Genomic DNA, 26,570 nt, shown 5'->3' on the forward strand with positions numbered 1-26,570 from the left:
TACGAGGACCTACGGCTACGAGGACCTACGGCTACGAGGACCTACGGCTACGAGGACCTACGGCCACGAGGACTTGAGGACTCGCCATGACGCAATCCCTGGTGCACCAGATCCTGGACCACGCAAACCGCGCCGACCCCTACCCGCTCTACGAGGAGCTGCGGAAGACACCGGTCCACCACGAGGACGACGGGCCGTATCTCGTCAGCACCTACTACGAGATCCGCAGCCTCCTGCACGACCCCCGGATCAGCTCCGACGCCCGCAACCTCGCCTCGCACGCCGCCGACCCGCTGGCCGAGGCATCCCAGGAGGAGGGCGCCCTGCCGCCGGGCTTCCTGAAGCTCGACCCGCCGGAACACGACCGGATGCGTCGGATGACGAACCGCCACTTCGGCCCGCCGCACTCTCCCCACCGGATCGACGGGATGCGCCCGGAGCTCCATGACATCATCTCCGGCCTCATCGACGGCATCGGCGACCCGGGCCGCATCGACCTGGTGGAGCAGTTCTCGTATCCCTTCCCGGTGACGGTGATCTGCCGGCTGCTCGGCGTGCCCCGCGAGGACGAGGCACGCTTCCACACCTGGGCGGACACCCTCGCCGCGAGCCTGGACCCCGACCCGGACGCGGACCCCGCCGAGCGGGGCAAGGGCGCGCACGACGCCCGGATGCAACTGGGCATGTATCTGGCCGGCCTGATCGAGGAACGCCGCAAGAACCCCGGCGACGACATGCTCTCCCAGCTGGCGACGGCCAAGGACGGCGACGGCCCGATGAGCACGATGGAGCTGCTCAGCACCGCGGCGCTGCTGCTGATCGCCGGGCACGAGACCACGGTGAACCTCATCACCAACGGCATGCTGACCCTGCTGCGCCATCCCGACGTCCTGGAACGCCTGCGCCGCGACCCCCGGCTGGCCGTGCCCCTCGTCGAGGAGCTGCTGCGCTACGAGCCCCCGGTGCAACTGCTGCCCCAGCGCGCCACCCTCGCCGACATCGAGGTCCGCGGCGTCACCATCCCCAAGGGCGCCTCCCTCTGGCTGGTCCTGGCATCGGGAAACCGCGACCCCCGACGCTTCCCGGACCCGGACCGCTTCGACCCGGACCGTCCCGACATCCAGCACCTCGGCCTGGGCAGCGGCATCCACAGCTGCTTCGGCGCACCGCTCGCCCGGCTGGAAACCCAGCACGCCCTGTCCGAGCTGGCCCGCAGACTGGAAAACCCACGCCTGCTTCAGGACCCGCCCCCGTACCGCGAGAACGCCGTCCTGCGCGGCCCACGGCATCTGCACATCGCCTGCGACGGGATCCGTCCCTAGAGCCCTGTCCGGCCGATCAGCTAGGCACCGAGCCGGCGCAGCAGCAGCGGCAGCGCCGTGCCGATGGGCTCCCGCACCACCTCGTCGGCGCGTTCGTCGTACGGCGTCGGCTCGGCGTTGACGATGACCAGCCGCGCTCCGTGATCGGCGGCCACCCCGGCCGGCCCGGCGGCGGGCTGCACCTGCAGGCTGGTGCCGACCGCGATGAACACCTGGCAGGCCTTGGTGATCGCGACCGCCTCACCGAGGAAGGACCACCGGGTCGAGCCGCTCGCCGAATATCACCGTCGCCGATTTCAGGATCCCGCCGCACTCCAGGCACGGCGGATCCTCCTCACCGGCCTCCACCCGCGCTGGGGCGTCCTCCATCGGCCCGCGCGCGTGACACTTCGTGCAGATCACACTCCGCGCGCTTCCGTGCAGTTCGAGCACCTTGCGGGCGGGCATCCCGGCGAGCTGGTGCAGCCCGTCCACGTTCTGCGTGATCACCCGCACCGGCACCCCGCTCCGCTCCAGCTCGGCCACCGACCGGTGCGCCACGTTGGGCTCGGCCTTCAGCGTCCGTTCTTGCGCCGCATCCGCCACGAGCGCCGCCGGATCCCCGGATCGCCCATGTAGTACTCGTACGTCACCAGCTTCTCGGCCTCGGGATCCCGCCGCCACAGTCCGTTCGGCCAGGTAGTCGGGGATACCGGAGTCGCAAGGCATCGGTAGATGTAACACGGCAAGTTAGGAAGGGATCGATGGGGCCTGGTTGACCGTCCCTGGCCGGTTGCTCGTCGTCTGGTGACACTCTCGGGCAAGGGTCACCGACTGCATTTGGCGCCGGAAAAAAGGGATTGTGCTTCGCGACGGACCAGGATTCGGGCATTCTGGAGTACATGTCAAGGGATAGGCTGATACTGCGGCAACAATTGTTCACGAGCGTACTCTCGCAGGTGTTGGCTGAGCCGGAGTTCGCCACAATTTTGGACCAGGGCAGCACCCTTACAACAGAGGAGGCCCGGCGCGCGGCGGAAGTTGAGCGACCCGTGTTACTTGACGACACGCAGGAGGCTGAGGACGCCTACTGGAATGCGGTCCACCAGGAGTGCGCATTCGATCGCCTGGCATCAATAGGGTCCGTGGCCGGGTGTGGCCTCGTGGCACTGATCTTGGCCACAGGGGCAGCGTGGGGCTGGGATGAAGCTCTGAAGGACGCCCGGGCGCACGACCATGCTGTCTCGATACTTTCCGCTTTGGGTAATGGATTTCTCGGCGTTGCGGCTTTGTTCGTGGTGACGTGGCTAGTGACTGTCATCACAGGCTACGCGTTCAGCGGTCTCTTGCGTAGGTATCGGGATGTTGAAGAAATGTGGATGGGCTCACTGGCGCTCGCATATCTCTTTACAGCCGTCCTCTGCTCACTATTCATTGGTGACTACATTCCGGAGATCGTCTGGCAGTTGGTTCGCGGTGAACCATTGGGAAGTCATGGATACGATTGGGGAGTATGGGTAAAGTTTTGTTCATTGGGTTTGTTTGCCCTTCCAGTGTTGTTCTCGGTGAAGCTGGCTGCGCGAGCAACTGGCCACTCAGGTGTCATCAAGCGCTGGTCTCGTATGGGTAGCGTCTACGACAGCATTGACCCTGGTGAACGGTTTAATGAGTGGCGGGAAACCTTGCGGCAGGTGCTGTTGAGCTTCATGCGTGTTCAAATCAACGAGCGGTCCGAGCGTCTCTATTCCACGGTCCTTACTGTCAGCGATGCCCCCGGACTGAGGGGACTACGAGCGGTGCGTGATCATGTATCCACGGCGGCGGACGAGCAGTTGGCCGCGATAAGTGCGGGTATGGACAGCGGGAGTATCGCTCTGTCCGGTCCTCGTGGAGCGGGCAAGACGCAGCTTCTGCATATGTTCTGTGCAGGCGCTCAGGGTGGCCGATCACGGCGATTGAGTGTTGTGGAATCGGTACCCGTTCTATTTGATCGTCGAGAGTTCATGCTTCACCTCTTCTATAAATTGTGCGACCTCGCGATCGAGGAAGGTCTCGGCACGGCGCAGGAAGCTGAGCGGCATAAACGCTCCATCCGTTACCTTCAGACACTTTCTGATCAGGTGGCGCTCAGTGCCGGCTGGCGCAGCTGGAACCTCTCGGCAAACCGGGCAACGGCACTTGCCCAACAGCCCCAGACTTATCCCGAGATTGTCGATGACCTGAAGGGGTTTCTCACACGAACGGCCAGATCGCTGAGCGAGGAGGGTCGGCATTTAGTGATCGCTATCGACGAACTCGACCGGATCGAACCTGCCTCCACTGCGCGAACGTTCTTGAACGAGCTCAAAGCCGTATTCGATGTACCGAAGTGCCTCTATCTCCTGGCAGTATCCGACGAGGTGTTCCGGGATGCGGCATTGGCGCCAGTTGGGCATCGTGACGTTTTTGACAGTGCCATCGATGAGGTGGTTCGGGTGGAGCCCCTAGATCAGAAGTCAGCCGAACGCCTCCTGGGGCGTCGTGTGATCGGACTTCCAGTTCCCTTCACTGCGCTGTTCTATTGCTTGTCTGGTGGGCTGCCGCGAGATCTGTTACGCACTGCTCGTGCGGGCATCTCTTTTGTTTCATCACAACGTCCATGTCAGCTAGGTGAATTGGCCGGTAGGATGGTGGATCGCGAGCTGGTTCGGATCGCCAATGCTTCTGCTATGCCTGGCGATTCGGCCGAGCTGACCCATCTCTTCCGTGCCGATGTGATTGCCGAAAATGGCGGCTTAAGTGGACTGGGCCCAATGATTCAACAGCACGCCCGGACGACCGAAGAGAGCGTCCCATTCGCACGGACGTTAGCCAACCGTGCATTCCACTTGGACACAGTGCTGATGATCTTCTCGTCCGACCTCTCTCGCGAGAAGATCATCAACGCTTCTGATCCCAGATTCCCTGGATCCTTCGCTGCGTTGGCCAGGGTTCAGCGCGAGATTGGTACAGCCGATACCCTGGCTAGGGCCACGCTTGAACGCATCAGAGAAGCGTGGTCACTGCCACCTGTAAGGTGAGTACTCCAGTCAGGTTTACGCCACTGAGCGGCCAACCGCGCCGACAGCAGGTGCTGTCTGGCGGTAACCCGGGCTTGGCCATTACTCAAGTGTTGACGGAGCCCCACCCTCGCAAGGCATCGGCCACGGCCGGTGGCGGACCGACTGTGTCTGCAGGGCATCCTGTTCGTCCTGTACAACGACATTGCCTGGCAACTGCTGCCGCTGGAGTTGGGGTTCGGCTCCGGACAGACGTGCTGGCGTCGTCTGGAGCGGTGGCAGCAGGCAGGCGTCTTCGACCAGTTGCACCGCATTGCTTGCCGAACTGAACGCGGCCGGCCAGCTCGACTGGTCTACGGCCTGTGTGGGCGGCTCCCCCATCCGTGCGAAAAAGGGGTTACCGACACCGGTCCGTCGCCGGTCGACCGGCGCAAGACGGGCAGCAAACACCACCTGATCTGCGACGGACGCGGCACCCCGCTCAAGGCCGTCACTACTGCGGCCAACGTCAACGACGTCACCAAGACCCTCGCCCTGGTCGACGGCATCCCACCCGTCGCCGGCCGCCCCGGCCGTCCGCGCAAGCGTCCCGAAGCCTTGCTCGGCGACAAGGGCTACGACTCCCACCCCAACCGCGACGAACTCCGCAAGCGTCGGATCCTGCCTGTCATCTCCCGCAAGGGAGCCCCGAATATCCAGGGCATGGGCAAGCTCCGCTAAGTCCTAAGCCAGCTGGCCGAGCGCCACACAGGAGGGGCCGCCGGGTGGCTGATCGGTAAATGAGTAGCGTGTTGTCACGGGGGTCGGAACGCTGCCTCGGTGACCAATACTGCAGCGTCTCAACTGCTACGCCCTCGCGCCCTCGTGCCCGGGGATCTTGTCGTCGTCGCGGCGCTGTCCGGGCCGCTCCAAGCCCAATACGCACCCGATCTCGAACGGGCAGTGGCCGAGATCGAGCGGATGGGATTCCGGGTGCGCCTCGCGCCGCTCCTCCAAGCCGGACGGCACCGCTGGTGGAGCGCGGCGCGGCCGGACGAGATCGCCAAGGAGTTCAACGGTCTGCTGCGTGATCCCGAGGTACGCGCGATCGTCGCACACGACGGTGGCCAGACGGTGTTCGGATACCTCGACCTGATCGACTTCGACGCGATCAGGGCCGACCCCAAGCCGATCCTCGGCTACAGCGACATCTCACTGCTGCACCTGGTGCTCTACGCGCGCACGGGTCTGGTCGGCTTCCACGCCGACGTGGCCACGCCCGGCCTCGGAGGGCACTGGCAGAGAACGTCCGCAGCCCGCCGGGAGGAGCTGGGGAAGCTCTATTCGACGCTGCTGACCGGCACGAAGCCGATCGGTGCGCTGCCCGCCAGTCCGTCGTGGGAATGCTGGCGTCCCGGGCGGGCGGAAGGTCCGCTGATCGGCGGGGTCATCAACCGCATCGTGCTGGCGCAGGCGACGCCTTTCGCGCTGCCGCTCGAAAGCTTCGACGGCGCGGTGCTGTTCTGGGAAGAGCTGGGCGGCCAGGCATCGCACGTGTGGAACTACCTGCAGATACTGCGGCACAGCGGCATTCTCGATCGGATCTCCGGCATGGTCGTGGGCGTTCCGGAGGCGATCGACGGGCTCGACTCGCCCGACGGCCCTCCGACCTTGGCCGAGATCGTCCTCGACGTCCTCGGCGACCGCGACATCCCGGTCCTGGGCAACGTCGAGGTCGGGCACGCAGGCCCGAATCTGCCGATGCCGGTCGGTATCCGTGCCGCCCTTGATGCGGAGGAGCGGACGTTGTCGCTGCTCGAACCGGCGGTACGGCCGCACGCGATGACGGGACCGGTCGGCTGAGCAACGCGCATGAGTCACCCGACCAGGATCGTTGGGCAAGATCCTGTTACGAGCTCTAGGCGCCGAGGATTCTTGGATGGCGACGCAACGTGAACGGCCCGGGCAAGCAGGTGGTGATCAAACCTGGCCACCGTTAATCATGTTCCGTGGCCGCTTGGGGGAGCCGAGGTATCCGCTGATGGCGGCCGCATCACCCAGCACCACCGGGGCGAGCCGCAAATCCAGGCACGGCGGATCCTCCTCCCCGGCTTCGGCCCGTGCGGGGGCGTCCTCTATGCGACCGCCCATGACACTTCGTACACGAAACTCCGTGCGCAGCCGTGCAGTTCGAGCACCTTGAGAGCGAGTATCTCGGCCAGCTGATGCAGCCGGTCCATCTCTGCACATCGGTGGGAGCACGTTTTGAATGAGGCGGCTAAGACTTGTCCCGTAACGATCACGCAGGACGGCGCCGCAGCCAGTTGTCGACCGGTGCGGAGTCAGTCAAGGCCGGTCGCCCATGCCGTCAGCGTGCCGAAGTCGTCGACGACAAGGCCACATCGCGGGTCGACCCGGTGCAGCAGAGCGGGACCGTCGTGGTGCTCCATCACCCAGGCACGATCCACCTCTGTGATCTCGTCGTCGACCCAGGCGAACGCACGGCCTTGCGCCCACGCGACGATCTCAGGCGTCTTCCAGAACACACCATCCCCGGGCTCGGGCCGCGGCGAAGGCCAGCGAATGAAGGGCAGTTCGGGCAATCCCAGGAGCGGCGCGACGAAGGCGTTGGCTTCTTCCTCCCACGTTGTCGCCCACACCAGGTCGAAGGGAAGCGCCTCCAGCGCCGGGCCGTGATCGGGGTTAAGCCACACCCGCAGCGGCTTCACCGGCTTGTTCGGCAGCCCCCACTCAGTCAGCCGGCGCCGCTCGGCGGCCTCCCAGCGGGGCGTCAGCAGGCGGTGCGTCTGATAGCCCTCGGGCCGACGGTGCGGCTTGGCGGCATATGGGTTCAAAGGCCCGTCCACGTCCACCAACAACACTGGGCGCACCAGCTCATCCCCCTTGGTTCTGCGTCGCACCGTACCGGCCGGTGACGAGACGCCCAACAAATTTCTGGCTGGTACTGATCTCCGCAGCTCTGGGCCCCGGGGTAGTGGGACGATCTTGACGTGGCAGCAGTGATCACGGCGTCACAGCCGTTCTGGATAGGCCCGTTCACGGGGCTCAGCCCGCGCTTCTTCGGCAAGCTGGTGACCGCCCTGCGCCGTGAGGGAGCGGACACGGTCCGCCGAGGCCGACCGTGGAGCCTGCCCTTGGAGGACCGTGTCCTGCTGGTCGCAGCGTACTGGCGCACGAACTTGACACTGCGCCAGCTCGCGCCGCTGTTTGGAATCTCGAAGTCTGCGGCCGACCGCATCATCAACCGCCTTGCACCGCTGCTCGCACTGCGACCGCGCCGGCGGTTTCGCAAGGGCACCGTTCTCATCGTGGACGGCACCTTGGTCCCCACGCGTGACCACGCAGTGGCAGAGCAGGCGAAGAACTACCGGTACTCCACCAACCACCAGGTCGTCATCGACGCCGATACACGCCTGGTCATAGCGGTTGGCCAGCCCGTGCCCGGCAACCGCAACGACTGCAGGGCATGGGAGTTGTCCGGGGCGAAGGACGCCATCGGCAACACCACGGTGATCGCCGACGGCGGTTACCGCGGCACTGGCCTGGTGATCCCGCACCGCCGCGAACCCGGACAGGCCGAACTCCCGGCCTGGAAAGAGGAGCACAACCGCTCACACCGCAAGGTTCGTGCCCGCGTCGAGCACACCTTCGCCCGCATGAAGAGCTGGAAGATCCTCCGCGACTGCCGCTTGAAGGGAGACGGCGTTCATCACGCCATGCTTGGTATTGCCCGCCTACACAACCTCGCGCTCGCCGGATAGACCGGCCCGAGGCGGCCATCCCGATGCTGGTGTGGACTCAGTTGATCATTGCGGGACAGCCTTTAGCGACTCAGTCTCTCCAGAAGGCGAGTCGGGCCCATCCCTCGCGCTTAGAACGGCGGAACGAGGCTTCCCGCTTAATCGCCTCATTTAGCATCTCGTCTGCAGTGACGGCGATCTCGGCGCGCTTCTGGAACTCGGCTGACTTCTGGCGAGCCGGACATCTCCGACTGAGCTTCAGTGAGCCCAAAGGCCCTTGTCTCGTGTGCTGGGTCAAGCGGGCCCCCGGGGAACTCTTTCTCACGCAGTATCGTGACGAGTTCGGCCCATCGCCCGTCTGGACCTGACCACCTCGGCATAGACGTCCATACGGCGATCCCACGTGCGGTGACGTCGCTCGCGGCCGCGGGTCAGCAGATGCGTGACTACAACCGCAGCTGTGGAGACGGCAGAGGTGATCGAGACGGCAATGAGAGTGGCTTCGACAGGTTGCAGCGGCATGACGGGAGCGTATGCCGGGACAGGATCCTCCGGGGCCTGTGGGGCGATCTACTGCGAACCCCCAGGAGGTTGGTTCTCCGTGGCTTAGGCCTACTCGCACCCCAGGCGAGGGGCGCCACCGCGGTGCCTCGCGTTGTCAGCGACCTCGGACAGCCGCTGGTTGTCCACGAGACCCCGCCTTCCGTTGTTGATCACTGAAGAGGACAGGGAACCTTCTGCTCAAGGCATCGGTGGATGTAACACGTCATTGCGAGCAGTCAGGCGGCGTCGGACGGTATCTGTGCCAGCCCACGAGAGATGCGCCGCCACAAGATGACACCACCCGCTATCTGCTCATTGGCCATCGGCCCTTCCACCAGTCGCCCGTTCTCAACTAGCAACGTGCGCTCCCGCAGGTTTCCACCCTGGTCAGGAAGCCAGGCTCGGATGACCCTGTGCGATCGATCCCAGTTCAGCACCTTGATCGGTCTCTGGGTTTCCAGCGACCTCAAGGTCAAGGTGAGCCGGCGGGTTCCACCTAAAAACCAGGGAGCGAAGCGGAGTTGGAGGCTACGACAGTCGTCGCATGAGTAGAAACCCGACACGTGTTGTGGGATCGACTCTGATCTGCCAGGCACTTTGGGGCGTGTCCGAGTGCCCACGTCACGAGTGAGGCTCGTGCGTAAACGGCTTCCGTGTATACGCAGGTATTCGCGTATTGATGGATCCAACCGCTCTCTTTCGGAATCTTCCCAACCCCATCCGTCGCTGATACGGCGCAAGACTTCCTGCAGAGCGAAGTAGTCGCCGCGTGTCGCCGTCGACAGAAACAGTCCACCTGTGCCGAAGAACCATGCCTGAAGACTCTCCGCGAGCTCTTTTACTTCGGCTGCCCGAAAGCGGGTTGGAGGAACGTATTTGGCCAAGGGTTCCATTCGGCACCACAGGTCCGTGTAAACCTCTATACGCTTCTGCCGAAGATCTGCGTCGTAGTCCAATGTCAGCTTGCTCCGCGTACTGACATAGGTGACGATCCCGGACACCAGGGCCCCAGCTGTCAAGGTCAACAGTGGTATCAGCCACGTCGTCACAGCTGGCCTCCAGCGCACCGTAGGGGACCCGCTTTCGTCGCCCAGTGTGGCAGTCCACCAGCGGCAGCGCCGGAGCGATGCACGAAACTGACGCTCATGCGACCTAAGTGGCCTGTCCTAGAGGAGCGGTAGGCCGTCGGAGAGAACTCGTTGAGAGGACCCTCGCCAAGCGGCCTGACGAGGTAACCATGTCACTGAGGCGACTCGCTCTCGGCACCCATCGTGCGCAGCAACGTTGGCAGGGCTGTGCCGATGGGCTCTCGGATCACCTCGTCGGCCTGGTCGTCGTACGGTGTCGGCTCGGCGTTGACGATGATCAGCCGGGCCCCGTGGTCGGCGGCGACGCCGGCGAGCCCGGCTGCTGGCTGTACCTGGAGGCTGCTGCCGACGGCGATGAACACCTGGCAGGCCTTGCTGATGGCGAGGGCCTCGCCGAGGACAACGTGGTCCAGCTGTTCGCCGAACATGACGGTCGCCGACTTGAGGATGCCACCGCACTGCAGGCACGGCGGGTCGTCTTCGCCGGCTTCGACGCGGGCGAGTGCATACATCATGGCGCCGCGGACGTGGCAGGCGGTGCATACGACGCTGCGAGCCGTGCCGTGCAGTTCGAGGACCTTGCGAGCGGGCATCCCGGCGAGCTGGTGCAGCCCGTCCACGTTCTGGGTGATCACCCGCACTGGCACACCGGACTTCTCCAACTCGGCAACGGCCCGATGCGCGGCGTTCGGTTCGGCCAGCAGCGTACGGTTCTTCCGCCGCATCTGCCACGACCGTCGCCGGATCTCCGGATCGTTCATGTAGTACTCGTACGTCACGAGCTTCTGGGCCTCCGGATCCCGCCGCCACAGCCCGCTGGGCCCACGATAATCAGGGATTCCGGAATCGGTGGAAATGCCTGCGCCACTGAGGATGGCGACGAGAGGCTTGGTCATGGTGCCGAGGGTAGGACGGGCGCCGTGGGGCGGCGAATGGATATTCGAGCGTCGCCCGATGCCGAACTCGTCGCCTGTGACCGCGTCGAGCGCTGAACCCGGCCCCGGCCCCCGGGTCACCCCACCCGGTGCCCGTTCTCCAGCTCCACCGTCCCGCTGCCCGCCGCGAGGACGTCCAGCGCGGCCAGCACCCGATGGCCCAGGGCGCCCGGGAGGTACTCCAGGACGTCTTCGGGGGCCACCAGCCGCCACGACAGCAGCTCCTCCTCCTGCAACCGGATCGCCTTGAAGTCGTCCTCGGGGAGGACCCCGCCGTCGTACAGATACGCCACCAGCGGCGGCAAACCCGGCCGGTACACCCAGTCCAGCGCGAGCAGCCTCCCGATCTCGCGGTCGAGGCCGATCTCCTCAAGCGTCTCGCGGTGCGCGCCCTGGCGGGGCGTCTCGCCGTCGTCGGACTCGATCGTGCCGCCCGGGAGCGTCCAGCCCTCACGGTAGTTGGGCTCCACGAGCAGCACCCGTCCCTCGGCGTCCCGGAAAAGGGCGGCGGCACCGGCGAGTACGCGGGGGAGCGAGGCGATGTACGCGGCGAAGTCTGGCGTGGAGGTCATTGACGAAGCGTAACCAGCCCGCGCGACCACACCGCCGACGCGGATCGGACCCACACCTCCGATGCGGTTCGGACCTACGCCGGCGACACCGGCCGGCCCGGCGTCCGGCCCGCCGTCCGGGCCACCGCTCAGGCCTCTGCCTCCGCCAGCCGCACCGTCCGCTCCGCCAGCTCGCTGATCCGCACCCCGTCGAACCCGAACACGGCACTGCGCACCGTGTCCTCCAGCGGCTCGCTCCACTGGTCCGGGATCGCCCCCGCCCCCGTCAGCACACCGGCCACCGACCCGGCGGTCGCCCCGTTGGAGTCGGTGTCCAGACCGCCGCGCACGGTGAGGGTGATGGTGCGGGTGAAGTCGCCGTCGCCGTAGAGCAGCCCGGCGGTGAGCACGGCCGCGTTCGGGATGGTGTGGATCCAGCCGAGCCCGGCGGTCTCCTCGGCGACCGTGGTGAGCGTGTCCTCCCAGGTCATCCGGGTGTCATGGAGCGAGACGACCCGGCGTACGGTGCGGGCGAGGCGGCTGCTCGCCGGGATGACGGTGAGGGCCTGGTCGACGGCCCGGCGGACCGTGGGCGCGGTGAACGCCGCCGCGATCAGCGCCGCGGCCCACATCGCGCCGTACACACCGTTGCCGGTGTGCGACAGCACCGCGTCCCGGCGGGCGAGCGCGGCGGCCCGGCGCGGCACGCCCGGGCAGGTCCAGCCGTAGATGTCGGCCCGGATGAGGGCGCCGATCCACTCCTGGTACGGATTGTCGTACGTCGCGGTGAGCGGCGGCTTCAGCCCGTTCGCCAGGTTGCGGTAGGCGGCCCGCTCCGCCGTGAAGGTCTGCAGATACGGCAGCCGCAGCAGCCACAGGTCCCCGACCTGCTCGGTGCTGAAACCGAAGCCGTGGGTTTCGAGGAGGTCCAGGCCGAGGATCGCGTAGTCCACGTCGTCGTCGCGGCAGCTGCCGTGGATACGGCCACGTACGCACTGCCGCCACTCGGGGCGCAGCTCGAAGCCGTCGTCCTCGCTCGGCGGCTCGGGGAGATAGTCGGTAAGGGGCAGGGCGGCGGCCTGCCGCAGATACTGGTCGATCCGGTCCCGCGTCCACAGGTCGCCCTGCTCGACCGGTTTGCCGAGCATGTTGCCCGCGATCCGGCCCAGCCAGCCCCCGAGGATGCGGTCGGCGAGCTCTGGCTCAGTGCCCACAGGGGTCATAGGACCGGTTTACCCAATTCCGGCCGCGGCCGCGCGGGGTTCGGCAGCTCGCACAGGGGTTCCCCAGGCCGCTCGTACGTTGTTCCCACCGTCTTCTCAGGGTCCGGGCAGTGCATGACGTCATGGGCCTCCTCCGGTTAAGGTCGCAGCGGCGCGACTGGCCTTGACGTGCGCGAGGCCCGGAGAGCAAGGGGAAAACAGGTGACACAGCGCGTGCTCATCGCCGCGGACAAGTTCAAGGGGTCGCTGACGGCCGTGCAGGTCGCCGAGCGGGTGACAGCCGGTCTGCGCCGGATCGTGCCGGATCTCCAGGTCGAGGCCATGCCCGTGGCCGACGGCGGCGACGGCACCGTGGACGCGGCGGTCGCGGCCGGTTTCGAGCGGCGGGAGGTCCGGGTCGCCGGGCCCCTCGGGGACGAGGTGACGGCGGCGTTCGCGCTGCGCGGCGACACTGCGGTCGTGGAGATGGCCGAGGCGAGCGGCCTGCAGCGACTGCCCGCGGGGGTCTTCGCGCCGCTCACGGCATCCACCTACGGCTCCGGCGAGCTGCTGCGTGCCGCGCTGGACGCGGGCGCCCGCACGATCGTCTTCGGCGTCGGCGGCAGCGCCACCACCGACGGCGGCGCCGGCATGCTGACCGCCCTGGGTGCACACTTCCTCGACAAGGACGGGGAGCCGGTCGCACCCGGCGGCGGGGGCCTGGAGGCCCTGGCCACGGCCGACCTGTCCGCCCTGGACCCGAGGCTGGCCTCCGTCGACCTCGTGCTCGCCAGCGACGTGGACAACCCGCTGACCGGCCCCAAGGGCGCGCCGGCGATCTACGGCCCGCAGAAGGGCGCCTCCCCGGAGGACGTCCGGACCTTGGACGCGGCCCTCGCGCACTTCGCGAAGGTGCTGGAGGAGTCCTTCGGCCCAAGGGCCGCCGAGCACGCCGCCGCACCGGGCGCGGGCGCGGCGGGTGGCATCGGCTACGGCGCCCTCCTCCTCGGCGCCCGCTTCCGCCCCGGCATCGAGGTCATGCTCGACGTGCTCGGCTTCGGCCCGGCACTGGAGCGGGCCGATCTGGTCATCACCGGCGAGGGCTCCCTGGACGAGCAGACCCTGCACGGCAAGGCCCCGGCGGGCGTCGCCGCGGCGGCCCGCGCGGCCGACAAGGAGGTCGTCGCGGTGTGCGGCCGCCTCGCGCTGTCACCGGAGGCGCTGGGCCGGGCCGGGATCCGGCGGGCGTATCCACTGACGGAGGTCGAGCCGGACGTGGCGAAGTGCATCGCGGACGCCGGGCCGATCCTGGAGCGGGTGGCGGAGCAGATCGCCCGGGACTTCCTGAGCTGAGCCGCCCACGTACACCGAAGGGCCCCGAGCCGACTGGCTCGGGGCCCTTCAGGTTGTCGTACGGCCGATTACGGGAGCTGCGCCGCCCGGGCCTCGCGCCGGTTGTCGCGGAAGTTGTTCACCCGGCGGGCCGTGGCGAACAGCGGGATGACCGCGCCCATCACCAGCTGGAGCGCGCAGCCGGTCTGCAGGAGCAGCTGACCGCTCGGGGCGTCGAAGGCCCAGGCCGCCAGCAGACCCATCGACATGACGATCCAGGAGAGCATCGCCACCGCCAGCCGGCCCCGCGGCTTCGGGTACTCGACGCGGCTCACCATGAGCCAGGCCGTGCCCAGGATCGCCAGCAGCGTCGCCACGAAGGGCAGCTCAAGAAGCACGATCGAGACCACTGTCAGAGCGCCGAACGGCGAGGGCATGCCCTGGAACATGCCGTTCGGGACCGTGACACACGAGAACCGCGCGAGTCTCAGCACCACCGCCAACAGCACGACGATCGCGCCCACCGCCGCGACCCGCTCATGCGCGTCCCTCGCGACCATGCCGTACACGAGCACGAAGTACGCGGGCGCCAGCCCGAAGCTGATCAGGTCGGAGAGGTTGTCCAGCTCCGCACCCATCGGCGAGGACCGCAGCTTGCGGGCGACGAGACCGTCGAACAGGTCGAAGACAGCCGCGCACAGCATCAGTATCACTGCCGTGGCCGCGCTGTTGCGGGCCATGCCCGAATCGTCGCCCGAGAGGTGCGGGATCAGGATGCCGGTGGTGGTGAAGTACACCGCCATGAAGCCGCACGTGGCGTTACCGAGAGTGAGGGTGTCCGCTATCGACAGACGAAGAGAAAGAGGCATCTCCTCCTCTTCGTCGACCTCGTCGGCCTCGGGTACCCAGCCCGGCTGGGTCTCAGGATCAATCACGGTCAATGCGAGTCACTCCAGCCACGGTCTTCTGCCCGACCTCGACCGCGACCTCCACGCCCTCGGGCAGGTAGATGTCGACACGCGAGCCGAAGCGGATCAGACCGATACGGTCGCCCTGCTCGACCTTCGTGCCCTGCGGGATGTAGGGGACGATACGACGAGCCACCGCGCCGGCGATCTGGACCATCTCGATGTCGCCGAGTTCGGTGTCGAAGTGCCAGACTACGCGCTCGTTGTTCTCGCTCTCCTTGTTGAAGGCCGGAACGAACCCACCCGGGATGTGCTCCACGGAGGTCACCGTGCCGGAGAGCGGCGCGCGGTTGACATGGACGTTCAGCGGGCTCATGAAGATCGCGACGCGGGTACGGCCGTCCTTCCACGGCATGATGCTCTGCACCACACCGTCGGCGGGCGAGATGACCCGGCCCGGGGCGATCTCGCGCTCGGGGTCGCGGAAGAACCACAGCATGCCCGCCGCGAGAGCGGTGGCGGGCACAGCGACAGCCTTGGCGACGCCGGAGCGGCGTGCACGCAGCAGGCTGACGGCTGCGGTGGCGACGGTCGGGAGAAGCCACGGCGATGCTCCGCGCGCGAGGCGTACGCCGCCGACCTGGCTGTCGCGTGGTGCAGAGGTTTGGCTGTGGGGCATGGATGACCTTCGTAGCGGATGATGCCGCGCGGTATCAGGGGACGGCGGCTTTCCCGGGATCGTACCGGTCGCGGGCCACAACTGGGCAAGCCAGGAAGCCGAGTCGGCTGCTGAAGAGTGTTGACGGGGTGTGATCTTCTTCTCCAAGAAAACACCCCGTATTCGGACAATCAGCCCTGGAATCGATACTCTTCGAGCAACCTGCGACCGATGATCATTTTCTGGATCTCGGCGGTACCTTCACCGATCAGCAGCATCGGAGCCTCACGGTAGAGGCGCTCGATCTCGTACTCCTTGGAGAAGCCGTAGCCGCCGTGGATCCGGAAGGCATCCTCCACGACCTCCTTGCAGTATTCGGAGGCGAGGTACTTCGCCATCCCTGCTTCGAGGTCGTTTCGTTCTCCGGAGTCCTTTTTGCGTGCCGCGTTCACCATCATGGCATGCGCGGCCTCGACCTTGGTAGCCATCTCGGCCAGCTTGAACTGGATCGCCTGGTGCTGGGCGATCGGCTTGCCGAAGGTGTGACGCTGTTGGGCGTACTGGACACCGAGCTCGAACGCACGCTGAGCGACACCGCAACCACGCGCCGCCACGTTTACACGCCCGACCTCAACGCCGTCCATCATTTGGTAAAAACCGCGACCGGTGACGCCGCCGAGTACCCGATTGGCCGGAATGCGCAGGCCGTCCATGATGAGCTCGGTCGTGTCGACGCCCTTGTAGCCCATCTTGTCGATCTTGCCGGGGATGGTGAGGCCGGGGCGGACCTCTCCGAAGCCGGGCTCCTTCTCGACGAGGAAGGTCGTCATCGACTTGTGGGGCGCCGTGCCCTCGGGGTGTCCTTCGTCACTTCGGACGAGAACGGCGACCAAGCTTGACGTTCCGCCGTTCGTCAGCCACATCTTCTGGCCGTTCAGGACGTACTCCTCGCCGTCCTTCACCGCCTTCGAGGTGATGGCCGACACATCGGAGCCCAGGCCCGGCTCCGACATCGAGAAGGCGCCGCGGATGTCGCCGGCCGCCATGCGGGGGAGGAAGTGGTCCTTCTGCTCCTGCGTGCCGTGCTGCTTGAGCATGTACGCCACGATGAAATGCGTGTTGATGATGCCGGAGACCGACATCCAGCCGCGGGCGATCTCCTCGACGCACAGGGCGTATGTCAGGAGCGACTCGCCCAGACCGCCGTACTCCTCGGGGATCATCAGGCCGAACAGGCCCAACTCCTTAAGGCCGTCGACGATCTGCTGCGGGTACTCGTCGCGGTGCTCCAGCTCGGTCGCGACCGGGATGATCTCCTTGTCCACGAAGTCGCGGACGGTGGAGAGGATCTCCTGCTGGATGTCGGTCAGACCGGCGGTCTGGGCGAGACGGGCCATGGCTTACTTCTCCTGCGACTTGAGCTCGGGGCGGCCGGGCTGCTCGCCGCCGCGCTCCTTGATGTAGGTCTCGGTGGGGACCATGACCTTGCGGCGGAACACACAGACCAGCGTGCCGTCCTGCTTGTAGCCCTTGGTCTCGACGTAGACGATGCCGCGGTCGTTCTTCGACTTCGACGGCCACTTGTCGAGCACGGTCGTCTGGCCGTAGATCGTGTCGCCGTGGAAGGTCGGCGCCACGTGCTTGAGCGACTCGATCTCCAGGTTGGCGATGGCCTTGCCGGAGATGTCCGGCACGCTCATGCCGAGCAGCAGCGAGTAGATGTAGTTCCCGACGACGACGTTCTTGCCGAAGTCCGTCGTCTTCTCCGCATAGTTCGTGTCCATGTGGAGCGGGTGATGGTTCATGGTGAGGAGACAGAACAGGTGGTCGTCGTACTCCGTGACCGTCTTGCCCGGCCAGTGCTTGTACGTCGCCCCGACCTCGAACTCCTCGTAGGTGCGTCCGAACTGCATCGCGCTCAGGCCTCCGGGATCTCGAACTTGCTGGTGCGCTGCATGCCGGCGGCACGGCCCTTGCCGGAGATGACCAGGGCCATCTTGCGGCTGGCCTCGTCGATCATCTCGTCGCCGAGCATCGCGGAGCCCTTCTTGCCGCCCGCCTCGGACGTGTAGTAGTCGTACGCGTCCAGGATCAGCTCGGCGTGGTCGTAGTCCTCCTGCGAGGGCGAGAAGATCTCGTTGGACGCCTCGACCTGACCCGGGTGCAGCACCCACTTGCCGTCGAAGCCGAGGGCGGCGGCGCGCTGGGCGACCTCGCGGTAGCCGTCGATGTTGCGGATCTGCAGGTAGGGGCCGTCGATCGCCTGGAGGTTGTTGGCGCGGGCGGCCATCAGGATCTTCATCAGGATGTAGTGGTAGGCGTCCGCCGGGTAGCCGGGCGGCTGCTCGCCCACGACCAGCGACTTCATGTTGATCGACGCCATGAAGTCGGCCGGGCCGAAGATGATCGTCTCGACGCGCTGGGACGCCGTCGCGATCTCGTTGACGTTGTTCAGGCCCTGCGCGTTCTCGATCTGCGCCTCGATGCCGATCTTGCCGACCTCGAAGCCCATCGTCTTCTCGATCTGGGTCAGCAGGAGGTCGAGGGCGACGACCTGCTGGGCCGTCTGCACCTTGGGCAGCATGATGCAGTCGAGGTTCTGGCCGGCACCCTCGACGACCGTGACGACGTCGCGGTACGTCCACTCGGTCGTCCAGTCGTTGACGCGCACGACCCTCGTCTTGCCGGTCCAGTCGCCCTCATTGAGGAACTTGACGATGGTGTGCCGCGCCTCGGGCTTGGCGAGCGGCGCGCACGCGTCCTCCAGGTCGAGGAAGACCTGGTCCGCAGGGAGGCCCTGAGCCTTCTCCAGGAAGCGGGGGTTCGAGCCCGGCACTGCCAGGCAGGAGCGCCGCGGGCGGAGACGGTTGACGGTCATGCGGGGACCTCCAGGGGGTCGAGCTTGTTCGCTTTCCGGATCTCGTCGACGATGCGGCCGATGATTCCGGTGATGTCGAAGTCCTTCGGGGTGAAGACGGCGGCCACACCGGCGGCCCTGAGCTGCTCGGCGTCACCATTCGGGATGATGCCACCGGCGATCACCGGTATATCTGTGGCACCGGCCACACGGAGTCGTTCCAGCACGTCCGGCACCAGCTGGGCGTGCGATCCGGAGAGGATCGACAGGCCGACCGCGTGCACGTCCTCGGCGAGGGCCGCGTCCACGATCTGCTCCGGGGTGAGCCGGATGCCCTGGTAGACCACCTCGAACCCGGCGTCACGGGCCCGCACGGCGATCTGCTCGGCGCCGTTGGAGTGCCCGTCCAGGCCGGGCTTGCCGACCAGGAAGCGCAGCTTGCCGACGCCCATGTCCTGGGCGGTCAGGTCGACCTTGCGGCGGACCTGCGACAGGGCCGAGCCCTCCTCCGCGGGGATCGCCACCGGCGCCGACGACACCCCGGTCGGTGCCCGGAACTCGCCGAACACCTCGCGCAGGGCCCCGGCCCACTCGCCGGTCGTGACACCGGCGCGGGCGCACTCCAGGGTGGCCTCCATGAGGTTGGCGGTGCCCTTGGCGGCCTCCTTCAGCCGCTCCAGCGCCTTGCACGGGCGCGGGTGGTTGAAGGGCGGCTGGTAGCGGGTGTCGCGCCAGTGCTGGAGGCCGGCGATGACACGGGCCTCGACGGCCGGGTCGACCGTCTGGATGGCCGTGTCGAGATCCGCCGTCAGCGGGTTCGGCTCGGTCGTCTCGAAGATGTTGACGCCGATGATCTTCTCGCGGCCGGACTCGATACGGGCGCGCCGTTCGGCGTGCGAGGAGACGAGCTGCGACTTGAGGTAGCCGGACTCGACGGCGGCCATCGCGCCGCCCATCTCCTGGATCCGCTCGATCTCCGCGAGGGACTCCTCGACGAGCTTGGTCACCTTCGCCTCGATGACGTGCGAGCCCTCGAAGATGTCCTCGTACTCCAGCAGGTCGCTCTCATGGGCGAGCACCTGCTGGATGCGCAGCGACCACTGCTGGTCCCAGGGCCGGGGCAGGCCGAGGGCCTCGTTCCAGGCGGGCAGCTGCACGGCACGCGCGCGTGCGTCCTTCGAGAGGGTCACGGCCAGCATTTCGAGGACGATCCGCTGAACGTTGTTCTCCGGCTGCGCCTCGGTCAGACCGAGGGAGTTGACCTGGACTCCGTACCGGAAGCGGCGCTGCTTGGGGTTCTCGATGCCGTAGCGCTCGCGCGTGACCTGGTCCCAGATCCGCCCGAACGCCCGCATCTTGCACATCTCCTCGATGAAGCGGACGCCCGCGTTCACGAAGAAGGAGATACGGGCCACGACGTCCCCGAACTTCTCGGCGGGGACCTGCCCTGAATCGCGTACGGCATCGAGAACCGCTATCGCGGTGGACATCGCGTACGCGATCTCCTGGACCGGCGTGGCGCCCGCCTCCTGCAGGTGGTAGCTGCAGATGTTGATCGGGTTCCACTTCGGGATGTGGGAGACCGTGTACGCGATCATGTCCGTCGTCAGCCGGAGTGAGGGCCCCGGCGGGAAGACATGGGTCCCCCGCGACAGGTACTCCTTGACGATGTCGTTCTGGGTCGTGCCCTGGAGCTTGGTGATGTCGGCGCCCTGCTCCTCGGCGACGACCTGGTAGAGCGCCAGCAGCCACATGGCAGTGGCGTTGATCGTCATCGAGGTGTTCATCTGCTCCAGGGGGATGTCCTGGAACAGCCGGCGCATGTCACCGAGATGGGCGACCGGCACGCCGACCCGGCCGACCTCGCCGCGGGCGAGGATGTGGTCGGAGTCGTAGCCGGTCTGCGTCGGAAGATCGAACGCGACCGACAGGCCGGTCTGGCCCTTGGCGAGGTTGCGCCGGTACAGCTCGTTGGACGCCTCGGCCGTGGAGTGACCGGCGTACGTGCGCATGAGCCACGGCCGGTCCTTCTCTCGCGCGCCTTCGGCGGGCTGACGCTCAGTCATCTATGACCTCGGGTGTCTCAGATGTCGCGGATCAGATGTTGCGGAAGCGGTTGATGCCGTCGATGTGCTTGGCGCGCATCTCCTCGTCGCGCACGCCGAGACCTTCCTCGGGGGCGAGGCACAGGACGCCGACCTTGCCCTGGTGGAGGTTGCGGTGCACGTCGAACGCGGCCTGGCCGGTGTCCTCCAGGGAGTACACCTTCGACAGGGTCGGGTGGATCTTGCCCTTCGCGATGAGGCGGTTGGCCTCCCAGGCCTCGCGGTAGTTGGCGAAGTGCGAGCCGATGATCCGCTTCAGCGACATCCACAGGTAGCGGTTGTCGTACTCGTGCATGTAGCCCGAGGTCGAGGCGCAGGTGGTGATGGTGCCGCCCTTGCGGGTGACGAAGACGCTGGCGCCGAAGGTCTCGCGGCCGGGGTGCTCGAAGACGATGTCGATGTCCTCGCCGCCGGTGAGTTCGCGGATGCGCTTGCCGAAGCGCTTCCACTCCTTCGGGTCCTGGGTGTTCTCGTCCTTCCAGAACTTGTAGCCCTCGGCGTTGCGGTCGATGATCGCGTCGGCACCCATCGAGCGGCAGATGTCCGCCTTCTGGTCGCTGGAGACGACACAGATCGGGTTGGCGCCACCGGCCAGCGCGAACTGCGTGGCGTACGAGCCGAGTCCGCCGCTCGCGCCCCAGATCAGGACGTTGTCGCCCTGCTTCATGCCGGCGCCGTTGCGGGAGACCAGCTGTCGGTAGGCGGTGGAGTTGACCAGCCCCGGGGCGGCGGCCTCCTCCCAGCTGAGGTGGCCCGGCTTGGGCATCAGCTGGTTGGACTTGACCAGCGCGATCTCGGCGAGGCCGCCGAAGTTCGTCTCGAAGCCCCAGATGCGCTGCTCGGGGTCGAGCATCGTGTCGTTGTGGCCGTCGCTGGACTCCAGCTCGACGGACAGACAGTGCGCGACGACCTCGTCACCGGGCTGCCAGGCGTTGACGCCCGGGCCGGTGCGCAGGACGACACCTGCGAGGTCGGAGCCGATGATGTGGTAGGGCAGGTCGTGGCGCTTGGCCAACTCGCTGGTGCGGCCGTAGCGCTCCAGGAACCCGAAGGTGGACAGGGGCTCGAAGATCGAGGTCCACACCGAGTTGTAGTTGACCGAGGAAGCCATGACGGCCACCAGGGCCTCGCCCGGGCCGAGCTCGGGCAGGGGAACCTCGTCCAGGTGGATCGACTTGCGCGGGTCCTTCTCGCGGGTCGTCATGCCCGCGAACATCTCCGTCTCGTCCTTGTGCACGGTGATCGCGCGGTACGACTCGGGGAGCGGAAGTGCGGCGAAGTCGGCCGGCGTCGATTCCGGCGACTGGATCGCGTCCAGAATGGCCTGAGTGGTCACGGTGTTGCCTCCGGCGGTCTGCGCCCCTTGAGGGGAGGGACGCTGAGGGTTACGTCGGTGCTGCTGAGGGTTTTGGTGGTTGCCGTCGGTTCGGCTGGTGATGCTGTTCGGCAGCGCTTTGTGGCGCGGGAGGTTGCCTGTGACGCAGGCGCCGGGCGCGCAGGTCCCGGGAGGGACTTGCGGGGACAGCCGACGTACGAAAGGTCTCTGCACGCCGGCCGCCCGGACACCTTCAACGTATGGCACCGCGTGTCACGTGGCAAGGCACTGGGTGCCAGAAGTTGACCTCAGATGAAATCTTTACGTAACAAATGAGCGATGATCGATCAAAGCTACCCGTGAGTAGGTACTAATCGGGTGCTATCGGTCGTCGCCAGCCGGTCGTCTGTCCGGTCGTCTGTCCGGTCGTCTGGCCGGTCATCTGGACGAACTGGAAGCCGCCCTGAGCCCAGGGCGAGGAAGGTGTGCGCCGCCGAGGCCGCTGGTGCGCCTGGGCTCGGCGAAGGCGGTGCCGGCGCCGCGGGGCAAGGGGGCGCGGATCGCCGGGACGAGGGAGTTCGACAGGGACCCGGGCCGCTTCCGGCAGCGCCGGATGGAGGCGCTGGTGGCGGCCGTGCGGCCTGTCTGCCCGGGGCCGACCGGGATCGGCGGGAGCAGGAGTGGATGGGGCCGCGCCCGATGACCCGGGACGGGTTGCCCCTGATCGGCCCCCGGCCGGGTCGCCCCGGAGTCCGGCCGGCCACCGGCCACAACATGCTGGCCCCGGCGACGGGACGGCTGGTGACCTGTCCGGGGCTCAGGCCCTAGGCGCCGAGGCCCAGCAGGGCCACCTGGAGGGGGATCGCCGGCTCCTCGGGGAGGGCGGGGGGCTCCTCGCCGCGGCCGGTGTGGGTGGGCGGGACGGCGCGCAGGCCCTGGATGCCGTCCGCGGCCCACTTGGCGTCCGTCGCCGGGAGGGACAGGGTCATGCGCCGCCCGTCGGCCAGGGTGGCTTCGAGCTTGGTCGAGTCGTTCCCCTGCATGGCAACTCACTTCCGTCGCGCACTACCAAGACTGAAGATCAACCTTCGACATGGAGGACGGATGAGCCGACGCAATGGTTCCCACGGAGGGATCCGCTACGAGCATCCCTGCGTACCGCCGGCCCCGAGTCCGCGTGGGCCCGGCCGGGGCGCGTTCACCCCTGGGCCCGCCCGCCCTACGCCCGCTCCTTCAGAGCCTGCTCGATCGTCCGCATCACCTCGTCGAGCGGCGCGTCGGTCCGGGCCACCGCCACCAGCACCTCGCCCTCCGAGGCCACGGAGGCGGGTGCCGTGCGCGGTGTGGTCTCCCGGCCCGCCCCGATGCCCGAGCCGAACGTCCTGCGGACGATCGCGAAGGCGTGGTCGAGCTGCGCCTCCACGTCGCCCTGGCCGCCCGCCCGCAGCCAGCGCCGCAGGACGTGGTTGTGGGCGGTGACCACGGCGGACGCGGCGACCTCCGCCAGCAGCGGGTCGTCGTTGGCGTCGTCGTCGTGCGCGTGCTCGTCGAAGTGGCCGAGGAGATAGCGGGTGAAGAGGCGCTCGTAGCGGGCCACCGACGCGATCTCCGCCTCGCGCAGGGTGGGCACCTCGCGCGTGAGCTTGTAGCGGGCGACCGAGATCTCCGGCCGGGCCGCGTACATCCGCATGACTTCCTTGATGCCGCGGCACACCGTGTCGAGCGGGTGCTCGTGGGCCGGTGCGGCGTTCAGTACCGCCTCGGCGCGGATCAGGGTGTCGTCGTGGTCCGGGAAGATCGCCTCTTCCTTGGAGCGGAAGTGACGGAAGAACGTGCGGCGGGCGACCCCGGCCGCGGCCGCGATCTCGTCGACGGTGGTCGCCTCGTACCCCTTGGTCGCGAACAGCTCCATCGCCGCCGCCGCCAGTTCGCGGCGCATCTTGAGCCGTTGGGCGGCCGCGCGACTGCCTGCGGCGCTCTCCGGCGCGTCGGGCGTAGCTGGTGTACGTGAGGACCTGGCGGGCTGGGGCATGACCCGAACGTACTGCATGTGCGCAGCTTGATGCGCAGGTACGGGGTTTCCCCCGCCCTCCACGGGCGGGGGTCCTCCGGCCGGTTCGAGCAGTCCGCCCCAGTCCCGGTCGCCTCTGAACCAGTCGCCGACGCCGTCAGCGGCGGGCATATTCGCGGAAGCCACGGCCCGTCTTTCGGCCGAGGCAGCCCGCGGCCACCAGGTGCTCCAGGAGCGGCGCCGGAGCCAGGCCCGGGTCGCGGAACTCGCGGTGCAGGACCTTCTCGATGGCGAGGGAGACATCGAGTCCGACGACGTCCAGCAGTTCGAAGGGACCCATCGGGTAGCCGCCGCCCAGCTTCATCGCCGCGTCGATGTCGTCGAGCGTCGCGTAGTGCTCCTCGACCATCTTGATCGCGTTGTTCAGGTACGGGAACAGCAGCGCGTTCACGATGAATCCGGCACGGTCACCGCAGTCCACGGCATGCTTCCGGATCCGGCCGCAGACCTCGCGGACCGTGGAGTGGACGTCGTCGGCCGTGAGCACCGTACGGACGACCTCGACCAGCTTCATCGCCGGCGCCGGGTTGAAGAAGTGCATGCCGATCACGTCCTGCGGACGCGAGGTGGCGCGGGCACAGGCGACGACGGGCAGCGAGGAGGTCGTGGTGGCCAGGACCGCGCCCGGCTTGCAGACCTTGTCCAGCGTCGCGAACAGCTGCTGCTTGACCTCCAGGTCCTCGGCGACGGCCTCGACGGCCAGATCGACGTCGGCGAACGCGTCGTACGAACCCGCCGCGGTGATCCGGTCCAGGGTCTGCGCGGCGGCCTCGGCGGTCATTCGCCCCTTGTCGACAGAGCGGGAAAGAGACTTGCCGATACGGGCCTTCGCGGCCTGCGCCTTCTCCTCGCTGCGCGCGGCGAGCACGACCTCGTACCCGGCCTTGGCGAAGACCTCGACGATGCCGGACGCCATCGTGCCGGAGCCCGCGACACCGACGGAGCGGACCGTACGGCCGGGGGTGAGGGCGGCGCCGTCCAGCGGCGTCAGCGCGTCCCGCACGACCGTGGCGCTGCCCGGCGCCTCGTAGGTGTAGAAGCCACGGCCCGACTTACGGCCCGTCAGGCCGGCCTCGCTGAGCTGCTTGAGGATCGGGGCGGGGGCGTGCAGCCGGTCGCGGGACTCGGCGTACATGGCGTCCAGGACCGTGCGGGCGGTGTCGATGCCGATCAGGTCGAGCAGCGCCAGCGGGCCCATCGGCAGTCCGCAGCCCAGCCGCATCGCGGCGTCGATGTCCTCGCGGGAGGCGTACTTCGCCTCGTACATCGCGGCCGCCTGGTTGAGGTAGCCGAACAGCAGCCCGTCGGCGACGAAGCCGGGGCGGTCGCCGACCGCGACGGGCTCCTTGCCGAGGTCCAGGGCGAGGTTGGTGACCGCGGAGACGGCCGCCGGGGCGGTCAGCACCGAGGAGACGACCTCGACCAGCCGCATCGCCGGCGCCGGGTTGAAGAAGTGCAGTCCGAGCACCCGCTCGGGGCGGGCCGAGTCGGCGGCCAGCCGCGTGACGGAGAGGGCGTTGGTGCCGGTCGCCAGGATGGTGTCGGGGCGCACGATCCCGTCCAGCTCACGGAAGATCTGGTGCTTGATCTCGTACGACTCCGGCGCCACCTCGATGACCAGGTCCGCGTCGGCCGCGGCAGCCAGGTCGGTCGAGGTACGGACGCGGGCGAGGGTCTCCGTGCGCTCCTCCTCGGTCAGCCGGCCGCGCGCCACGGAGCGGGCGGTCGAGGTCTCCAGGGCGGCGACGGAGCGGGCGGCCGCGGCCTCGCTGATGTCGATGCCGATGACCTCGCGACCGGCCTTGGCCAGGACCTCGGCGATGCCGGTGCCCATCGTGCCGAGGCCGACGACGGCAACGGTCTTGAGCGGGGACAGAGGGGTGTCGGACAGGGGAGTGGCCATCGCGGGACTCCAGGAATGAGGGTGACGACTGGGAACGCGCCCGGGTGCGCCGAAGGGGGCCCGACCGGAGTCGAAGCCGAACCATGAGCGCACCGGGTGCGATGGAAAAATGCGGGTGTTGCCGGGCTGCGAGCGCACACGCCCGGTGCCGTCGCTGCGGACGTGCACACGTCCGAGGAGCGGTGATGACCGACCGGCCCTGTCCCGTGGCCGAGTCGTACTTGCGGTACTCGATGTACCGAACCGACTGCTTCTCGCGGCGGCTGCGTCACCAGGCCGCCGCAAGGGGTTCGCGAGTGGGTAACTCGCTCGTATGAGCTTAACCAGTGGGTAACGAGCGCGCTAGTCCCCGAGTTTGTGATGTAGGTCCCGATCGCCGACGGACCCTCTACGCTTCGCCTTCATGGACGAAGAGTTGCGATCACTCACGGAGCGCTTACGGCAGGAGTCCGGGGCGTCGGCCGCGTACGACGGGCTCGTCGCGACTGAGGACCCCGATGAACTGGCCGGCGTGCTCACCGCGCCCGGGCAGCCTCTGTGGGCCAGGGAGCTGGCCGCGTTCCGTCTGGGCCTGGCCGGGGACCGCCGGGCCTTCGAGTCCCTCGTCCTGCTCCTGAACCACCGCGACCCGCCACGCTGCGCCTCCGCCGCCCACGCCCTGGCCCGCCTCGGCGACCCGCGCACGGCCCGCGCGGCCGCCGCCCTCGCCACCAACGAGCTTCGCGTCGCCTACGCCCTGCACCCGGTCCGCCTCCTGGTCGAGCTGCGTGCCCCCGAGGCCGTGCCGGCTCTGATCACCACCCTGGAACGACGCCTGCGCCCCCACGACCCCTACCGCCGAGTGGCCCTCGCCTGCGTGGACGGCCTCGGCACCCTGGGCGACCCCCGGGCCCGACGCGTCCTGAACGAGGCCCTGGCCCACCCGATGCTCGCGGAGGCAGCGGTACGGGCACTGGCGCGGATCCCGAAGCAGCGGTGAGCGGCCGGAGGCAGGCCCCGCCGGCGACCTCACCGTCCATCGCT

The 26,570-nt window shown here is 67.6% G+C and carries 20 protein-coding genes and 2 pseudogenes; 7 read left to right on the forward strand and 15 right to left on the reverse strand.

Translation table 11 applies throughout. The features are described 5' to 3' along the window. Nucleotides 1-86 precede the first annotated feature (86 nt). Nucleotides 87-1,322: a cytochrome P450 gene (locus POF73_RS05355; RefSeq protein ID WP_272113296.1), complete on the forward strand. Its 1,236-nt coding sequence runs from the start codon at nt 87-89 to the stop codon at nt 1,320-1,322. A 20-nt stretch (nt 1,323-1,342) separates the two neighbouring features. Here the strand turns inward: POF73_RS05355 and POF73_RS05365 are convergent. Then, nucleotides 1,343-2,030, reverse strand: a pseudogene (locus tag POF73_RS05365) (Sir2 family NAD-dependent protein deacetylase). A gap of 434 nt (nt 2,031-2,464) precedes the next feature. Between POF73_RS05365 and POF73_RS05370 the strand changes: the two are divergent. The 3 genes and pseudogenes from POF73_RS05370 (at nt 2,465) to POF73_RS05380 (ending at nt 6,181) form a co-directional block, all read left to right on the forward strand. After that, nucleotides 2,465-4,360, forward strand: a complete 1,896-nt coding sequence (locus tag POF73_RS05370; RefSeq protein ID WP_272113299.1) for a P-loop NTPase fold protein — start codon at nt 2,465-2,467, stop codon at nt 4,358-4,360. A gap of 126 nt (nt 4,361-4,486) precedes the next feature. Then, nucleotides 4,487-5,059 (forward strand): annotated as a pseudogene (locus POF73_RS05375) (IS5 family transposase); the annotation flags it as partial. Between the two features lie 99 nt (nt 5,060-5,158). After that, entirely contained in the window at nt 5,159-6,181 is a 1,023-nt protein-coding gene (locus POF73_RS05380; protein WP_272113300.1) for a S66 peptidase family protein, read from the forward strand. A 479-nt stretch (nt 6,182-6,660) separates the two neighbouring features. Here the strand turns inward: POF73_RS05380 and POF73_RS05390 are convergent, their stop codons facing one another. Next, entirely contained in the window at nt 6,661-7,212 is a 552-nt protein-coding gene (locus POF73_RS05390) for a hypothetical protein (RefSeq protein WP_334313579.1), read from the reverse strand. A 117-nt stretch (nt 7,213-7,329) separates the two neighbouring features. On the opposite strand from POF73_RS05390, the gene POF73_RS05395 reads away from it, so the two are divergent. After that, nucleotides 7,330-8,100 (forward strand): transposase, encoded by a 771-nt coding sequence (locus tag POF73_RS05395; protein ID WP_272113302.1) that lies wholly within the window; start codon nt 7,330-7,332, stop codon nt 8,098-8,100. A gap of 1,762 nt (nt 8,101-9,862) precedes the next feature. Here POF73_RS05395 and POF73_RS05400 read toward each other — a convergent pair. The 3 genes from POF73_RS05400 to POF73_RS05410 form a co-directional block, all read right to left on the reverse strand. After that, complete coding sequence (locus POF73_RS05400; protein WP_272113303.1) at nt 9,863-10,606, reverse strand: SIR2 family NAD-dependent protein deacylase; 744 nt, start codon at nt 10,604-10,606, stop codon at nt 9,863-9,865. A 116-nt stretch (nt 10,607-10,722) separates the two neighbouring features. Then, the gene (locus POF73_RS05405; protein ID WP_272113304.1) at nt 10,723-11,217 is read right to left on the reverse strand and encodes an NUDIX domain-containing protein; all 495 of its coding nucleotides are present in this window, start codon (nt 11,215-11,217) and stop codon (nt 10,723-10,725) included. Nucleotides 11,218-11,345: 128 nt separating this feature from the next. Continuing rightward, nucleotides 11,346-12,419 (reverse strand): ADP-ribosylglycohydrolase family protein, encoded by a 1,074-nt coding sequence (locus POF73_RS05410; protein WP_272113305.1) that lies wholly within the window; start codon nt 12,417-12,419, stop codon nt 11,346-11,348. Nucleotides 12,420-12,632: 213 nt separating this feature from the next. Here POF73_RS05410 and POF73_RS05415 point away from each other — a divergent pair, with 213 nt between their 5' ends. After that, complete coding sequence (locus POF73_RS05415; protein ID WP_272113480.1) at nt 12,633-13,751, forward strand: glycerate kinase; 1,119 nt, start codon at nt 12,633-12,635, stop codon at nt 13,749-13,751. 68 nt (nt 13,752-13,819) lie between these two features. Here POF73_RS05415 and pssA read toward each other — a convergent pair whose 3' ends face one another. From pssA to POF73_RS05465, 10 genes are all read right to left on the reverse strand, one after another. Then, complete coding sequence (pssA, locus tag POF73_RS05420; protein ID WP_272113481.1) at nt 13,820-14,599, reverse strand: CDP-diacylglycerol--serine O-phosphatidyltransferase; 780 nt, start codon at nt 14,597-14,599, stop codon at nt 13,820-13,822. 58 nt (nt 14,600-14,657) lie between these two features. Beyond that, a complete protein-coding gene (locus tag POF73_RS05425) occupies nt 14,658-15,317 on the reverse strand; it encodes a phosphatidylserine decarboxylase (RefSeq protein WP_272113307.1) in 660 nt (219 codons plus the stop codon). 170 nt (nt 15,318-15,487) lie between these two features. Then, on the reverse strand, nt 15,488-16,693 hold the full coding sequence (locus POF73_RS05430; RefSeq protein WP_031475707.1) for an acyl-CoA dehydrogenase family protein: 1,206 nt from the start codon (nt 16,691-16,693) through the stop codon (nt 15,488-15,490). A 3-nt stretch (nt 16,694-16,696) separates the two neighbouring features. Continuing rightward, nucleotides 16,697-17,209: a MaoC family dehydratase gene (locus POF73_RS05435; protein WP_093905754.1), complete on the reverse strand. Its 513-nt coding sequence runs from the start codon at nt 17,207-17,209 to the stop codon at nt 16,697-16,699. Nucleotides 17,210-17,214: 5 nt separating this feature from the next. Continuing rightward, a complete protein-coding gene (locus tag POF73_RS05440) occupies nt 17,215-18,174 on the reverse strand; it encodes an HpcH/HpaI aldolase/citrate lyase family protein (RefSeq protein WP_062716550.1) in 960 nt (319 codons plus the stop codon). After that, entirely contained in the window at nt 18,171-20,219 is a 2,049-nt protein-coding gene (locus tag POF73_RS05445) for a protein meaA (protein WP_272113308.1), read from the reverse strand. The genes POF73_RS05440 and POF73_RS05445 overlap by 4 nt, the downstream gene beginning before the upstream one ends. A gap of 31 nt (nt 20,220-20,250) precedes the next feature. Continuing rightward, nucleotides 20,251-21,594: a crotonyl-CoA carboxylase/reductase gene (ccrA, locus tag POF73_RS05450; protein ID WP_272113309.1), complete on the reverse strand. Its 1,344-nt coding sequence runs from the start codon at nt 21,592-21,594 to the stop codon at nt 20,251-20,253. A gap of 803 nt (nt 21,595-22,397) precedes the next feature. Continuing rightward, nucleotides 22,398-22,616: a hypothetical protein gene (locus POF73_RS05455; protein ID WP_272113310.1), complete on the reverse strand. Its 219-nt coding sequence runs from the start codon at nt 22,614-22,616 to the stop codon at nt 22,398-22,400. 176 nt (nt 22,617-22,792) lie between these two features. Continuing rightward, nucleotides 22,793-23,605 carry a TetR family transcriptional regulator gene (locus POF73_RS05460; protein ID WP_272113312.1) on the reverse strand — a complete coding sequence of 271 codons (813 nt, stop codon included), beginning with the start codon at nt 23,603-23,605 and terminating at the stop codon, nt 22,793-22,795. 136 nt (nt 23,606-23,741) lie between these two features. Next, complete coding sequence (locus POF73_RS05465) at nt 23,742-25,547, reverse strand: 3-hydroxyacyl-CoA dehydrogenase family protein (protein ID WP_272113313.1); 1,806 nt, start codon at nt 25,545-25,547, stop codon at nt 23,742-23,744. 403 nt (nt 25,548-25,950) lie between these two features. Here POF73_RS05465 and POF73_RS05470 point away from each other — a divergent pair, with 403 nt between their 5' ends. Then, a complete protein-coding gene (locus POF73_RS05470; RefSeq protein ID WP_272113314.1) occupies nt 25,951-26,526 on the forward strand; it encodes an adenylosuccinate lyase in 576 nt (191 codons plus the stop codon). The last annotated feature ends 44 nt before the right edge of the window (nt 26,527-26,570 follow it).

The organism is Streptomyces sp. HD (assembly GCF_028369295.1).
Taxonomy (GTDB): domain Bacteria; phylum Actinomycetota; class Actinomycetes; order Streptomycetales; family Streptomycetaceae; genus Streptomyces.